The following is a 13,214-nucleotide window of genomic DNA, read 5'->3' as shown; positions in this document are numbered from 1 at the left end:
ACGGTGCCGAAGCATGAAATCTCCCCTGCCCGGCCGGGCCGTTTTGTGCTTTCCTACAAACCTGATGACGACCGTGAAAACTCTGCTCGCGCTCCCCGGGTTGCGCTTGCGCGTACGTGCCGGGACGGCTTTGCTCGACCGCCCGGTGTCCCGGATCTACGTCACGGAACTGTCCGATCCCGGGCGGTACGTGTCGGCGGGCGAACTCGTCCTGAGCGGGTTGCTGTGGTGGCGCGGGCCGGGTGATTCCGAGGCTTTCGTCGCGGCGCTCGCGAAGGCCGGAGCGGCGGCTCTGGCGGCGTCCGGAGCCGACTCCGACGGCATTCCCGAAGACCTCGTCGAGGCCTGTACGCGCCATGGGATCCCCTTGCTGGAGGTACCGGCGGACCTGTCGTTCTCGGTCGTCACCGAACGCGTCGTCCTGGCCTTGGCCGCAGCCGCGGAAGGCGCTCGCAAACGTTTGCTTTCAGCGGCGACGGAAGACTCGTCGGTCGAGGCCCTCCTGGAACGGGCGCGCGGCGAGATCGGCCTCCCCTGCTGGGTGGTTCCCGTCGGCACCCCGTCGGATCTGGTACGCCGGTTCGTCGCCGCGGGCGGGCGCTCCCTCGAAGCCGGCGACGTCTCCATCCGGCCCGTCGGCGGCAGGCACGCGTTGCCGTGGCTGCTCGCGATCGGCGGCACGTTGACCGCCGCACAGGCGGAGATCGCCGAAGAACTCGCCGGGCTGATCGGGCTCGCGCGCACGCGGGCGGACGAGGTCCGCGCCGTCACCGACAGGGTGCTCGAACCGTTGCTCGCCGCACTCGACGAGGGAAGCGATCCGCACGCGGCGCTGACCGCGACCGGGCTGCGCGGGGATCTGCGGGTCGTCGTCGCGCGCACCGAAGGATCCGATGCGGCACGCGGCATCCTGACCGAACTCCTGCCGCCCGGCGCGCTCGTCGGCCCCGCCGGGGAGACCACCTGGGCGCTGGCCGAGGACGACGGCGAATGGCCGGAGGACTGGCCCGCCACGGTGACCGACACACTGACCGGCGTGGAATCCCTGTTGCCGTGCCGCCGGGTGCTGATCGGCGTCAGCGACCGTTCCCCGGTTTCCGTGCTGCGAGGCGCGAAAGAGGTCGCGCGCTACGCGCTGGCCGTGGCGGCGGAACGGCCCGGCACGATCGAGGTCGTCCCCGGCGGCGAGATCGGCATGCACCGGCTGCTGCTGGCGGGCGCACCCGACGACCTGCGGGCGGCGTTGCGACGGCGGGTGCTGGGCCCGTTGGTGAGCTACGACGCCGAACAGGGCACCGATCTGGTGCACACCCTGCGCGTCTATCTCGAATGTTCCGGCTCGCCGACGCGGGCCGCGCGGGCGCTCCACATCCACGTCAACACCTTGCGGTATCGGATCGGGCGCGCGAGCGAACTGCTCGGCACCGACCTGACCGAGTTCACCGAACAGCTCGACGTCTATTTGGCCTTGTCGGCAGGGAGCTGAAATGGGCATCACCACGGCGAAAGAAGCCGCCTACGACCCGCGCGTGGTCGCCTTCGGCCGGATGATGGGCGCCGCGAACCGGCTCGAATACCTGCTCGGCCGCGCGCTGGAGGCCGAATGCGGGATCTCGCACCTGATGTTCGAGGTCCTGTTGATCGTCGGCAGGTCGGGTGACGCCGGGATGAGCATGCGCGCGATCGCGCAGGAGCAGGTGCTGACCACCGGCGGCGCGACCAGGCTGGTCGACCGGATGACGACACTCGGCCTTGTCTTCCGCTCGTCCGATCCGCAGGACCGTCGCGTGCAGCTCGTACGGCTGACCGCGCAAGGCGAGGAGACGACCGTGCGGGCCGCGCGGGTGCACGTCGAGAACATCCAGCGGCTCTTCCTCGACCCGCTACCCGCCGACCACCGCGAACGGTTCGCGCAGGACCTCCGGACGCTGAGCCACTCGGCCCGTGACGCACTCCCCAAACTCCGGTAGGAATATCTGACCAGTCAGGCATCGTTGAGTCCCGTCGTGAAGCTCATCTATGTCTTCGACGCGTACTGCGGCTGGTCGTACGGGTTCGCCCGCACCATGGCCGACGTCGCGCACCGGCATCCGGACCTGCCGGTCGAAGTGGTGTCCGGCGGCCTCTTCCTCGGCGGGCGCCGCGTCCCGATCCGGCAGTTCGGCTACCTCCAGGGAGCCAACGCCGAGATCACCCGCCGGACCGGCGCGCCGTTCGGGGAAGGCTACGAACGGCTCATCGCGGACGGGGAGTTCGTCATGGACTCCGAAGCCGCCGCCTGCGGGATGGCGGCGCTGCGCGAGGCCGGGCCGGATCGCGCGGTACGACTCGCGGCGCTGCTGCAGGAGGCTTTCTACCTCGACGGGCTGAGCCTGTCCGAGGTCTCGACCTATCGCGTGGTCGCGCAGCGGGCAGGCCTGGACGGGGACGCCGTCGAGGGCGCGCTGGACCGGGTTTCCGCCGCGGACGATTTCCGGCGGGCACGGGAATTGGGTGTCACCGGCTATCCGACTCTTTTGGCCTCCTTGCCGTCGGAGCAGGTGGTGACCCTGGTCGCCGGGAACGCGAGCGCGGACGAGGTGGAGCGGCGGATCGGGGCGCTGGTTTCCTAAACTCGGCGCCATGTCTCCTTCTTTGATGTTGCGCCAGGCGACGCCCGCGGACGCCGACGCCGTCGCGAAGATCTGGTACCACGGCTGGCAGGACGGCCATCTCGGCAACGTGCCCGACTCGCTCGTCCGGATCCGCACCCGCGAATCGTTCTGGGAGCGGGCCGCGGACCGCGTCGGCGACACGACCGTCGCTTCGGCGAGCGGCGAGGTGGCGGGTTTCGTGATGGTCGTCGGCGACGAGGTGGAACAGGTCTACGTTTCTTCGGACCATCGCGGGAGCGGGGTGGCCGGGGCGCTGCTCGCGGAGGCCGAACGGCTGGTGCGCGCGGGTGGGCATGCACGCGCTTGGCTCGCGGTGGCACCGGGGAACGCGCGGGCTCGGCGGTTTTACGAGCGGTGCGGATGGGTCGACGACGGCGAGTTCGACAATCGGGTCACCGGTCCAGGGGGGCCGGTTTCCGTACCTTGCCGCCGTTATGTCAAGACCGTTTGACCCTTCGCATTTAGCCGACTAATTGCGGCGGGTTTCGGACGCACTTTCGCCTTCGGCGGCAATTATCTCTCGTTATCGGTTTCACGGGAACAGAATCCTCGGACCCGGCCGCACTTTTGTTGTCCTAGCGTGTTCGCGCCACACCGAGCGGATCACCCTTCAGTGTTGTTCGCACGTTTCGCTCGTCGCTTAAAATTACGAACACATGTTCGATGAATTGCGGTATTCTGGGGGTGTGTCCGAGACCTTCCTTCCCGAACTGCCGCAGGAGCTGTGGCGCGCTGGCAAGCTGGAGCTTGCCCATGGCGTGCAGCAGTCTCTGCGGGTGATTCGCATGGCCACCGCGGGTTTGGGGCGGTACCTGGCGGAGATCGAGTCTCGGGGTGTCAAGGACTTGTACGGGTATGGCCGTACGGCTGCATGGTTCGCCGATGTCGCGGGGTTGTCGGTCGGTGAAGCGGGTGCGGTGGTGAAGCGGGCCATCGCGTTAAACCCGACCCGCGCGTTGGACGGCACCGAGGTTCCGGCCGCGCTGCCCACGACCGCTGCGGTGGCGGCCGAGGGCTTGGTCGGGGACGAGAGGATCGATCAGATCCTGGAGATCTTGAAGAGACTCCCCGCCGACACCTCCACTGAGGACCGCGAGAATGCAGAGAAGATTCTCGCCACCCTTGCTCGGGACGCTGGCCCTCGCCAGTTGGCGGACGCCGAAGCGAACCTCCTCGCCTTGCTGGACCCGGACGGGAACGAGCCCAAAGACCCGGAACCTGCTGAGCCGCGTCGCGAGATCACGCTGGAGCGCCGGAAAGACGGGTTCTGGAAGCTGACCGGTCTTCTCGATGACGAGACCGGTGCCCGCACCGCCGCCGCGCTGGAGGCCTACGCCCAGCCCCGGCCGGTGGACGAGTTCGGCCAAGCGGACCTGCGGATGAAATGCGAACGCATGGGCGACGCCTGGGTCGACCTCCTCGACCTGGCCATCGCCTGCCCCGACCAGCCCGGCACCAGCGGGTATCGGACGTTGGTGCACGTCACCATCGGGCTTGAGGAGTTGAAGTCCGGTCTCGGGACCGCGTGCTTGGATTTCGTTGGGACGATGACCGCGAGGGAAGCCCGGCTCGCTGCCTGCGACTGCCTGATGCTGCCGGTCGTGCTGAGCGCCGCGGGTGAACCCCTCGACGTGGGGCGACTCAGACGCTTCGTCACCCCAGGCCAGAGACGGGCGTTGAACATCCGCGACGGTGGCTGCGCGTTCCCTGGCTGTCATCGGAAACCCAAGAATTGCCACGCTCACCACATTCATCACTGGGCAGACGGCGGACCCACCGATCTTCGGAATCTGGTTCTGCTGTGCGGGTTCCATCACCGGCTGATCCATCACGGTGACTGGGAAGTCCGCATGGCCGCCGACGGGTTACCGGAATTCATCCCGCCCCAATACCGGGACCCGCTCCGAAGACCCCGCCGCAACACCCTGCATCACGTCTGAACCCGAGGAGCCCGCCAGCCACACCGGCGACGGGCCCCTCGGCATGCCCGACATCGGCCAGGACCAGCGACGAGACCGCCGCTACGCGTGCCCGCAGTTCCTGCGCTCGACATACACGCGCTCACAACCCTGGGCCATCAGCTGCTGCCGCCGCTCGGACCTCCCAAAGCTCACTGAGCGGGCTCCACTTCATCGCGAGGAGCCGAACCCAGATACGCCAACGCCATCTCGGTCGTCTCACTCGCCCAAGCATCCCAGCCGAGGCCGTCGGACCAGAACCGGCCACTGGCGGCCCGGTGCACACAGGAACCGATGATGGTCCGACTCGCCATCCGGATCGCCCGTTCCTCGTCCGCCCGCCGGATCTCGCCGTAGCAAGGCCGGGCGGCCTCCACGAGATCGCGCTGAATCGTGTCCAACGCGCGGAGGCCGCGGTCGCGTCCTTCGGTGCGCTGGCTGTCGAGCAGTTCGGAGAAGATCCGGTCGTGACGGGCGAACGTCCCCGCCAACGCCTGGGTGAACGCGCCGACGACGCCGCTCAATCCGGGCTCCGCGGAACGAAGCGCTTTGTTGACGCCGGCCTCCAGCTGTCCGAGCAGCTGGTCTTTCACGGCGTAGAGCAGCTGGCTCTTGCCGTCGAACCGGCGGTAGATCGCGCCCACCGACATTCCCGCCCGCTCGGCGACCGCCGCGACGGTGAACTCCGCGAAGCCCTGGCCTGCCAGAACATGTTCGGCCGCGGCCAGCACCTTCTGCAACGACTCCCGGCTGCGGGCCTGCTGCGGCGGTCGGAAGCCCTGCTCGACGGAGGAACTCACCAGCCGCACGTTACCGCACCACAATGCGAATGATAACTTCCGTTCGCATTTAGCGAGCACGAGGAGGTCCGCCGTGGTGAGCATCGAGGTGCGAGGCGCCTACGTCGATTTCCCGATCTTCGACGCCAAAACCCGGTCACTGAAGAAGCGGGTGCTCGGCAAGGTCGGCGGCAGGATCGGCACCGACGCGAAGGTTCCGATCATCGAGGCGTTGCGGGACATCTCCCTGTCCCTGAACGAAGGCGACCGAGTCGGCCTGGTCGGGCACAACGGCGCGGGGAAGTCCACGCTCCTGCGGTTGCTGTCCGGTATCCACGAGCCGACCAGGGGCAGCACTCGAGTCGTCGGACGGATCGCGCCGGTGTTCGACCTCGGCGTGGGGCTGGATCCCGAGGTCTCCGGCCACGAGAACATCCTGATCCGGGGGCTGTTCCTCGGCATGAGCCGCAAGCAGATGGCGAAACGGATCGACGACATCGCCGAGTTCACCGAACTGGGCGACTATCTGCACTTGCCCTTGCGCACCTACTCGGCCGGCATGCGGGTGCGGCTCGCGCTCGGCGTGGTGACCACCATCGATCCGGAGATCCTCATCCTCGACGAGGGGCTCGGTGCGATCGACGCCGCGTTCCTCGCCAAGGCCCGCGAACGCCTGGTCGACCTCGCCCGCCGCTCCGGCGTTCTGGTGTTCGCTTCGCACTCGGACGAACTGCTGCGGGAACTGTGCTCAACGGCTCTTTGGATGGACGAGGGCCGCATTCGCGCACACGGCTCACTCGACGAGGTTCTCGCGACCTACCACGGCGATCAAAGAAAGATCTTGACCAGCTGATCCTGTCCGTCCGGATCCCGCAGCACGACCTGCTTGCCCGCGCGGAGTTCCGCGTCGACGAACTCGTAGATCAGCAGCGCGCGGTTGACCAGGTCGACCTTCTTCAACCCGGTGCGCTCCTGCAGTTTGCCCAGCGCGTCGACCGCCTCGGCGATCAACGCGACGTTGACGCGATCGACCACCGCGGGGCGGCCGGTCGTGGTCTCCTCGACCGATGGCATACCCGCTCCCTTCCCCTGCGGCGAAGAGCCGCCTGTCCATGCTGACACAGGAAGTGCGCATTAACCACATTTTCCGCAGTAAAAATGTGCGAGATGGGTTGCGGCGTCACTCGTGGCGGGCCTACAGTGGGCCTCGCCAGACCGACGTTCGTCCCATGCGGCGGATGAGAAGTGCGACCACCACTTCGTCGATCCGGCAGGAGGGAACGCGGCAGGCGAGCAAGGGTGGCGCTCGCAAGCCGCCGATCTGAGGGGAAACGGAGGCGGACGTCGGGGTCGTCTCCGGACAAAGTGGTCCCCAGCTTGACGTGCCAATCCGGGCTCGCCTGACTGGGTCGGAAGGGCATGCGCATGGCTGCCGAAATCGAGGGCCCGGGTGAGACCGCGCCCGTGGAAGCAGTATCGAGCTGGGCCGAAACACCGACCCCGCTCGCCAGGGTCAGGATCGAGACGACCGAGCTGAAGGCCGAAGCGGCGGTGCCCGCCGCCGAAACCCGCCGGCTCCTCGCGACGATCTTGAACACCTTGTTGGTGCTCGGAGCCGTACTCGGTCCGGCGCTCACGCTGCAGGTGGTTCCGGCCGCCTTTCCGGTGTGGGCGACGGCGGGAACGATCGCAGGCCAGCTCGCCATGCTGGTGCTCGTCGCGAAATCCGCGCACCCTAAGGAGACACCCGGCCGCGGCTCCTCCGTCTGACGCCGCCCGGGCGAGCAGCGGCTGAGCGAGCGCCTGCCACGAAAGGCGCTCGCTCAGCCGCTCCTCACACCGTCCGTCGCGCGTAGCCGTCCAACTCCGCCCGGGAGAACGAAAGCTCCCCCACGTCCACGGCTCCGCAATCCAGGCCGCGCACCAAGAAGTTCGCCAAGGCCTGTGCGGTCGCCGGTTCGTCCAGCACCCCGCGCCCGGTCTGGTCCGCGTAGTCCCGCAACCGGCCCAGCGCGGCCGGAAAACCCTCACGGAAGAACGCGTAGGTGGCGGCGAAGCGGGTCGGCAGCTGATGCGGGTGCAAATCCCAGCCCTGATAGAAGCCACGTTCGAGCGATCGCCGCACGAGCCGCAGATGTTCGCGCCAGGCCGGGAGGATCGCGTCGCCGACGGGCAGTTTGTTCGTCGAGCCGTCGGAAAGCCGGACGCCGGTGCCCGCGGCCGAAACCTGCATGAGCTGCTTGGCGAAGTCGGCGGCAGGATGTTCCATGCTCTGGTACTCGGCGCTGATCCCGAGCCCGGCGCTGTAATCGTAGGTTCCGTAGTGCAGGCCCGAACACCGGCCGCGCGCGGCTTCGATGATCCGCGGCACCGCCACCGTTCCGTCGGTGTCCACAATGGACTGGGCGGTCTCGATCTGGACTTCGAACCGCAGCGCGCCATCGGGCAGGCCGTACGCGGATTCGAGACGCTCCAAGACATCCGCCGCCACTTCGACCTGTTCGACGGCGGTCACCTTCGGCAGCGTGACGACGAAACCGTCCGGCAGCGGACCGCTCTCCAGCAAACCGGCCAGGAAGAGATCGAGGGTGCGGATGCCGCGGCGGCGAGTCGCCTGCTCGAAGCTCTTGAACCGGATGCCGACGAACGGTGTGCCACCCGTGACGGCGAGGGTCCGCCCGGCGGCGAGCGCGATGGCGTCCTCTTCGTCGTCGCCCGGCCTGCCGAGGCCGTCCTCGAAGTCGATCCGCAGATCCTCGATCGGCTCGGTCAGCAGTTTGGCCCGGACCCGGTCGGCGATGTCCGCGTCCAGGTCCAGGTGGTCGGCGTGCTCACCGAAGACCCGCAACGCCCGCTTGCCCCAGTCCGCCACGAGCCGCGTCTTGTACTGCGACGCGGGCACGTACACCGTGTGCACGGGCTGGCGGCCGGGCGGCTCACCGGGATATTTGGCCGCTACGCGCGCGTCGGCTTCGGCCAGACGCGCGTCAGCGGCGGTGTAAACGTCCTCGGTGAGCCGCCCGTTCCCCATCTGTCTACTTGATCCGTTCGTAGGCGGGCAGGGTCAGGAAGTCCGGGAACTCGTCGGCGAGCGCGACCTGCTCGAACAGCTCGACGGCGGGCTCCAGCAGTTCCGGCTTGATCTCGGCCGCGAGTTCACCGCGGACCTCGGCCAGCACGCCACGCACCAGCTCCTCGGTCACCTTGTCGCCGGTGTCGAGCTGCGTGCCGTTGCGCACCCACTGCCACACCTGCGAACGCGAGATCTCCGCGGTGGCCGCGTCCTCCATCAGGTTGTGGATGGCGGCCGCGCCGTTCCCGCCCAGCCAGGAGGCGATGTAGCGGATGCCGACGTCGACGGCGGCGCGCAGCCCGGCCGCGGTGGCGCCGCCCGGCGTCGAAGCCGCGTCGAGCAGCTGGTCGGCGGTGACGGACACCTCGTCGCGGGTGCGGTCGAGCTGGTTCGGCTTGTCACCGAGGACCTTGTCGAACTCCTCGCGGCAGATGTCCACCATGCCGGGGTGAGCGACCCAGGAGCCGTCGAAGCCGTCGCCGGCCTCGCGGCTCTTGTCGGCGCGGACCTTGTCGAGCGCCGCGGCGGTGACTTCGGGGTCCTTGCGGTTCGGGATGAACGCGGCCATGCCGCCGATCGCGAACGCGCCGCGCTTGTGGCAGGTGCGCACCAGCAATTCGGTGTACGCGCGCATGAACGGCGCGGTCATGGTGACCGAGTTGCGGTCCGGCAGGACGAACTTCTCGCCCGCGTCACGGAAGTACTTGATGACGCTGAACAGGTAGTCCCAGCGGCCGGCGTTGAGGCCGGAGGCGTGCTCGCGCAGTTCGTAGAGGATCTCTTCCATCTCGAACGCGGCCGGGATGGTCTCGATCAGCACGGTCGCGCGGACGGTGCCGTGCTCGATGCCGAGCGTCTTCTCCGCGTGGGTGAAGACGTCGTTCCAGAGCCGGGCTTCGAGGTGGCTCTCCATCTTCGGCAGGTAGAAGTACGGTCCCTTGCCACGGTTGAGCAGTTCCTGCGCGTTGTGGAAGAAGTGCAGGCCGAAGTCGACCAGCGCGCCGACGGCCTGACGCCCGCCGAAGGAGAGGCCGCGCTCGTCGAGATGCCAGCCGCGCGGGCGGACGACGATGGTCGCGTGCTCGACGTCGTCCTTCAGCGCGTAGCTCTTGCCGCCGCTCTCCAGCGTGATGGTCTCGCGGACCGCGTCGTACAGGTTGACCTGACCGGAGACGACGTTCGCCCAGTGCGGCGTGTTGGCGTCCTCGAGGTCGGCGAGCCAGACCTTGGCGCCGGAGTTCAGCGCGTTGATGGTCATCTTGCGGTCGGTGGGGCCGGTGATCTCGACGCGGCGGTCACGCAGCGCGGGCGGGGCCTCGGCGACCTTCCAGTCGCCCTCGCGGATCTCCTTGGTCTCCGGCAGGAAGTCGAGTTTGCCGGTGGTCCTGGCCTCCTCGCGGCACTTGCCCCTGGCCTGCAGCAGCTCGTCGCGGCGGGCGGCGAAGGCCTCGTGCAGGCCGGCGAGGAAGGCGAGCGCCTCCGGCGTGAGGATTTCGTCCCCGCGCTCGACCGGATCGCCGAGCACCTGAGCTTCAGACATGAGTAACACCCCGAGTTCGGAAAGATAACGTCCCTACGGTTTTACATGACGGACTATAGTTTCTGCATAGCGGAACATCAACGCCGACGTAAGGAGTACCACGGTGGCAGCGGAGAAGAACGGGCGCGACGGCGGCGTCCAGTCCCTTCAGCGAGCCTTCGAGCTCCTCGAGCATCTCGCAGACACCGGCGGGGAGGCCAGCCTTTCGGAGCTGGCGACCCTGTCCGGGTTGCCGATGCCGACCATCCACCGGCTGATCAGGACACTGGTGGACCTGGGCTACGTCCGGCAGAACACCAACCGCCGGTACGCGCTGGGCGCCCGCCTCATCCGGCTGGGCGAGAACGCCAGCATGCAGTTCGGCTCGTGGGCGCGGCCGCTGCTCGCGGAGCTGGTCGACGAGGTCGGCGAGACCGCGAACCTCGCCGTCCTGGAGCGCGACGAGGTCGTCTACGTCGCCCAGGTGCCCTCGAAGCACTCGATGCGGATGTTCACCGAGGTCGGACGGCGTCTCCTGCCGCACGGCACCGGCGTGGGGAAGGCGATGCTGGCGCATCTGCCGTCCGACGACGTCACGGCGCTGCTCGCCAGGACGGGCATGCCCTCCTACACCGAGCACACCTTCACCGACCAGGACGCGCTCCTGCGCGAGCTGGCGAAAATCGCCAAGCAGGGTTACGCGCTCGACGAAGCGGAGCAGGAACTGGGCGTCCGTTGCGTGGCCGTCGCGGTCCCGGGCGCGCCGGTGCCGGCGGCCGTCTCGGTGTCCGGACCGTCGGGACGGCTGACGATGGAGGCCGTCGAGCGGATCGCGCCCGTCGTCCAGCGGATCGCGAACTCGCTCGGTTCGACCCTTTCGAAGGACGGGGTCACCGTTTGAGCCTGGCCTCCAGGCCGTCCAGCATCCGGTCCAGCCCGTAGCGGAACTTCTCGTCACGGAGCCGGACCGGATCGGTTCCGGCGACGGCCCTGACGAGCATTTCCCGCTGATGCGGATGCCCCTGCACCGCCTCTTCGACGGCGGGCCGCAGCCGCTCCGCCCAGTCGCTTTCACTCCGGCCGCTCCTGGCGACGGTCGTGAGCCAGGCCGCCTCGGTCGTCCCCATGCCGATGACGTAGGAGATGACCGCGCTGATCGCCTGATCAGCCTCGTCACCGGGGAATCCCGCGGCCACGAAGACGCCCAGCAGCCGCTCGTTGAGCCGCATGACGTTCGGCCCCAGGTACGACAGGCCGACCGAGCCGAGCAGTGAAGCGACCCACGGGTGCCGCAGGATCATCGCGCGGACGCTTTCCGCTCCCACGACGGCCGCTTCACGCCACCGCGCCGGATCGTCGCCGTCCGGCACGGTGATCTCGCCGTAGACCTCGTCGACGACCAGTTCGATCAGCTCGTCGCGGTTGGCCACGTGCCGGTAGAGCGAGGTCGCGCCCGCGTTCAGCGCGGTACCCAGCCTGCGCATGCTCAGCGCGTCGACACCCTCGACGTCCAGGAGCCGGACGGCCTCGGCCACGATCTGCGCCTGGCTCAACGCGGGTTGATCCCGTTTCCGGCGAGGACGGGTCCACACCGACTGGATCGGTTGTTCCTCGATCGACATGCCCCCACCTTAGCGCACGAAGTACCCCACTTGCGTACGCCGTTTCGTTCTGCGTACAGTGTGCGCATCAGCCGAACAACGTACGCACCACTTCTGGGGGTATCCCGATGAACGAACCCGTCCGTGATCCACGCCGCTGGTGGATCCTGATCGTGTTGTGCCTGAGCACGCTCGTACTGGTCGTCGACAACATGGTGCTGACGGTCGCCGTCCCGCCACTGGCCGAAGACCTCGGCGCCAGCGCCCAGGACACCCAGTGGATCCTGGACTCCTACATCCTCGTGTTCGCCGGCCTGCTGCTCACGTCGGGAAGTCTCGGCGACCGGTTCGGGCGCCGGAAGGTGATGCTCATCGGGCTCGCCCTGTTCGGGGTGGCCTCACTCGTCGCCGCGTTCGCCGCGAATCCGCTCGAACTGATCGTTTCCCGCGCGGTCATGGGCGTCGGCGGCGCGCTGATCATGCCGAGCACGCTCTCGATCCTGATCACCGTCTTCGACGACGAAGAGCGCCGCAAGGCGATGGCGGCCTGGAGCGCGGTCGCGATGATCGGCCTGATCGGCGGCCCGGTGCTGGGCGGCGTGCTGATCGCGTGGTTCTGGTGGGGCGCGGTGTTCCTGATCAACGTGCCGATCGTCGTCATCGCCGTGCTCGCCGCGCTGACCCTGATGCCGGAATCCAAGGGCCCGTGGCAGAAGCCCGACCCGCTCGGCGCGATCCTCTCCGCGGCCGGCATGGTCGCGCTGGTCTGGACGATCATCGAACTGCCCAAGCACGGCATCACCGAGGCCGGGACGCTGATCCCGCTGGCGATCGCGGTGGTGAGCCTGACCGGTTTCGTGTTCTGGGAGCGCCACACGCCGTCGCCGATGGTCCCGCTCAAGCTGTTCCGCAAGCGCAACTTCAGCGGCGGCAGCCTGTCGCTCACGCTGGTGCAGATCGGCAACGGCGGTCTGCTGCTGCTCCTGACGCAGTACCTGCAGTTCGTGCTCGGCTACACCCCGACCGAGGCGGGTCTCGCGTTCATCCCGATGGCCATCGCGTCGCTGCTGTCCAACGCCCTCGGCGCCACGCTGGGCCAGAAGATCGGCAACCGCGCGCTGGCCGCGGGCGGGATGATCGTGATGGCAGGCGGTTTCGGCCTGCTCGCGACACTGTCGGCGAACGAGGGCTTCCTGCTGCCCGCGGCCGCGCTGTTCCTGCTCGGCACGGGCGGCGGGCTGGCGATGCCGGCGGCGATCGCGGCGCTGATGGGCGAGGTGCCGGAGGAGCAGGCCGGTGTCGGCTCCGCGCTCAACGACACCATCCAGCAGCTGGGCGCCGCGCTCGGCATCGCGATCCTGGGCAGTGTCGTGTCGAGCCTGTTCACGTCGAACATGCCCGAGTCCGCCCCGGCGCAGGCCCGGCTTTCGATCGGTGACGCCTTCGCGACCGGCGACGGCGGCCTCATCACCGCGGCCCGCGAGTCGTTCACCTCGGCGATGTCGATGACGTTCCTGGTGAGCGCGGTCGGTGTACTGGCCGCGGCGGTGCTCGCGTTCCTGGTGATGCGGGACAAGAAGACCGCACCGGTTCCGGCCGACGAGAACGTCCCTGTCACGACCTGACGGGT

General features: G+C 68.4%; 14 protein-coding genes. 9 read left to right on the top strand and 5 right to left on the bottom strand.

Annotated elements, in window-relative coordinates; translation table 11 throughout:
* The first annotated feature begins 64 nt into the window (after window positions 1-64).
* The 5 genes from BLW75_RS36485 to BLW75_RS36465 all read left to right on the top strand — a co-directional run bounded on the left by BLW75_RS36485 (window position 65) and on the right by BLW75_RS36465 (window position 4,594).
* Window positions 65-1,486: a PucR family transcriptional regulator gene (locus BLW75_RS36485; protein WP_034310834.1), complete on the top strand. Its 1,422-nt coding sequence runs from the start codon at window positions 65-67 to the stop codon at window positions 1,484-1,486.
* Between the two features lies 1 nt (window position 1,487).
* Window positions 1,488-1,970 carry a MarR family winged helix-turn-helix transcriptional regulator gene (locus BLW75_RS36480; RefSeq protein ID WP_034310832.1) on the top strand — a complete coding sequence of 161 codons (483 nt, stop codon included), beginning with the start codon at window positions 1,488-1,490 and terminating at the stop codon, window positions 1,968-1,970.
* A 36-nt stretch (window positions 1,971-2,006) separates the two neighbouring features.
* On the top strand, window positions 2,007-2,612 hold the full coding sequence (locus BLW75_RS36475; protein ID WP_034310830.1) for a DsbA family protein: 606 nt from the start codon (window positions 2,007-2,009) through the stop codon (window positions 2,610-2,612).
* Window positions 2,613-2,622: 10 nt separating this feature from the next.
* On the top strand, window positions 2,623-3,105 hold the full coding sequence (locus BLW75_RS36470; protein ID WP_034310828.1) for a GNAT family N-acetyltransferase: 483 nt from the start codon (window positions 2,623-2,625) through the stop codon (window positions 3,103-3,105).
* 235 nt (window positions 3,106-3,340) lie between these two features.
* The gene (locus tag BLW75_RS36465) at window positions 3,341-4,594 is read left to right on the top strand and encodes an HNH endonuclease signature motif containing protein (protein WP_091600111.1); all 1,254 of its coding nucleotides are present in this window, start codon (window positions 3,341-3,343) and stop codon (window positions 4,592-4,594) included.
* 170 nt (window positions 4,595-4,764) lie between these two features.
* Here the strand turns inward: BLW75_RS36465 and BLW75_RS36460 are convergent, their stop codons facing one another.
* Window positions 4,765-5,412 carry a TetR/AcrR family transcriptional regulator gene (locus BLW75_RS36460; protein ID WP_034321247.1) on the bottom strand — a complete coding sequence of 216 codons (648 nt, stop codon included), beginning with the start codon at window positions 5,410-5,412 and terminating at the stop codon, window positions 4,765-4,767.
* Window positions 5,413-5,485: 73 nt separating this feature from the next.
* Here BLW75_RS36460 and wzt point away from each other — a divergent pair, with 73 nt between their 5' ends.
* Window positions 5,486-6,244, top strand: coding sequence for a galactan export ABC transporter ATP-binding subunit Wzt/RfbE (gene wzt / locus BLW75_RS36455; protein WP_034321035.1), 759 nt, complete (start codon window positions 5,486-5,488; stop codon window positions 6,242-6,244).
* Here the strand turns inward: wzt and BLW75_RS36450 are convergent.
* Entirely contained in the window at window positions 6,220-6,465 is a 246-nt protein-coding gene (locus tag BLW75_RS36450; protein WP_091599120.1) for a hypothetical protein, read from the bottom strand. The genes wzt and BLW75_RS36450 overlap by 25 nt on opposite strands.
* A gap of 351 nt (window positions 6,466-6,816) precedes the next feature.
* Between BLW75_RS36450 and BLW75_RS36445 the strand changes: the two genes are divergently transcribed.
* A complete protein-coding gene (locus BLW75_RS36445) occupies window positions 6,817-7,161 on the top strand; it encodes a hypothetical protein (RefSeq protein ID WP_034321037.1) in 345 nt (114 codons plus the stop codon).
* Between the two features lie 64 nt (window positions 7,162-7,225).
* Here the strand turns inward: BLW75_RS36445 and BLW75_RS36440 are convergent, their stop codons facing one another.
* Together BLW75_RS36440 and aceB are read right to left on the bottom strand one after the other, a co-directional pair.
* Window positions 7,226-8,422 carry a DUF6986 family protein gene (locus BLW75_RS36440; protein ID WP_034321039.1) on the bottom strand — a complete coding sequence of 399 codons (1,197 nt, stop codon included), beginning with the start codon at window positions 8,420-8,422 and terminating at the stop codon, window positions 7,226-7,228.
* 4 nt (window positions 8,423-8,426) lie between these two features.
* Window positions 8,427-10,004 (bottom strand): malate synthase A, encoded by a 1,578-nt coding sequence (aceB, locus tag BLW75_RS36435; RefSeq protein WP_034321042.1) that lies wholly within the window; start codon window positions 10,002-10,004, stop codon window positions 8,427-8,429.
* A gap of 103 nt (window positions 10,005-10,107) precedes the next feature.
* Here aceB and BLW75_RS36430 point away from each other — a divergent pair, with 103 nt between their 5' ends.
* Window positions 10,108-10,884 carry an IclR family transcriptional regulator gene (locus BLW75_RS36430; RefSeq protein WP_034321045.1) on the top strand — a complete coding sequence of 259 codons (777 nt, stop codon included), beginning with the start codon at window positions 10,108-10,110 and terminating at the stop codon, window positions 10,882-10,884.
* Here the strand turns inward: BLW75_RS36430 and BLW75_RS36425 are convergent.
* Complete coding sequence (locus BLW75_RS36425) at window positions 10,874-11,605, bottom strand: TetR/AcrR family transcriptional regulator (protein ID WP_034321047.1); 732 nt, start codon at window positions 11,603-11,605, stop codon at window positions 10,874-10,876. The two genes, BLW75_RS36430 and BLW75_RS36425, sit on opposite strands and share 11 nt — an antisense overlap.
* Window positions 11,606-11,712: 107 nt before the next feature.
* Here BLW75_RS36425 and BLW75_RS36420 point away from each other — a divergent pair, with 107 nt between their 5' ends.
* A complete protein-coding gene (locus BLW75_RS36420; RefSeq protein ID WP_034321050.1) occupies window positions 11,713-13,209 on the top strand; it encodes an MFS transporter in 1,497 nt (498 codons plus the stop codon).
* The last annotated feature ends 5 nt before the right edge of the window (window positions 13,210-13,214 follow it).

Origin of the sequence: Amycolatopsis lurida (assembly GCF_900105055.1) — a bacterium.
In the GTDB taxonomy this organism is placed as follows: domain Bacteria; phylum Actinomycetota; class Actinomycetes; order Mycobacteriales; family Pseudonocardiaceae; genus Amycolatopsis; species Amycolatopsis lurida.
The sequence above is the reverse complement of the archived record's forward strand: the minus strand, read 5'-3'. Positions and strand labels throughout refer to the sequence as shown.

Excerpts from the sequence above, each read along its gene's own strand:
- BLW75_RS36485 (WP_034310834.1), top strand. The coding sequence starts at position 65 with ATGACGACCGTGAAAACTCTGCTCGCGCTCCCCGGGTTGCGCTTGCGC.
- BLW75_RS36480 (WP_034310832.1), top strand. The coding sequence starts at position 1,488 with ATGGGCATCACCACGGCGAAAGAAGCCGCCTACGACCCGCGCGTGGTC.
- BLW75_RS36470 (WP_034310828.1), top strand. The coding sequence starts at position 2,623 with ATGTCTCCTTCTTTGATGTTGCGCCAGGCGACGCCCGCGGACGCCGAC.
- BLW75_RS36450 (WP_091599120.1), bottom strand. The coding sequence starts at position 6,465 with ATGCCATCGGTCGAGGAGACCACGACCGGCCGCCCCGCGGTGGTCGAT.
- BLW75_RS36445 (WP_034321037.1), top strand. The coding sequence starts at position 6,817 with ATGGCTGCCGAAATCGAGGGCCCGGGTGAGACCGCGCCCGTGGAAGCA.
- BLW75_RS36440 (WP_034321039.1), bottom strand. The coding sequence starts at position 8,422 with ATGGGGAACGGGCGGCTCACCGAGGACGTTTACACCGCCGCTGACGCG.
- aceB (WP_034321042.1), bottom strand. The coding sequence starts at position 10,004 with ATGTCTGAAGCTCAGGTGCTCGGCGATCCGGTCGAGCGCGGGGACGAA.
- BLW75_RS36425 (WP_034321047.1), bottom strand. The coding sequence starts at position 11,605 with ATGTCGATCGAGGAACAACCGATCCAGTCGGTGTGGACCCGTCCTCGC.
- BLW75_RS36420 (WP_034321050.1), top strand. The coding sequence starts at position 11,713 with ATGAACGAACCCGTCCGTGATCCACGCCGCTGGTGGATCCTGATCGTG.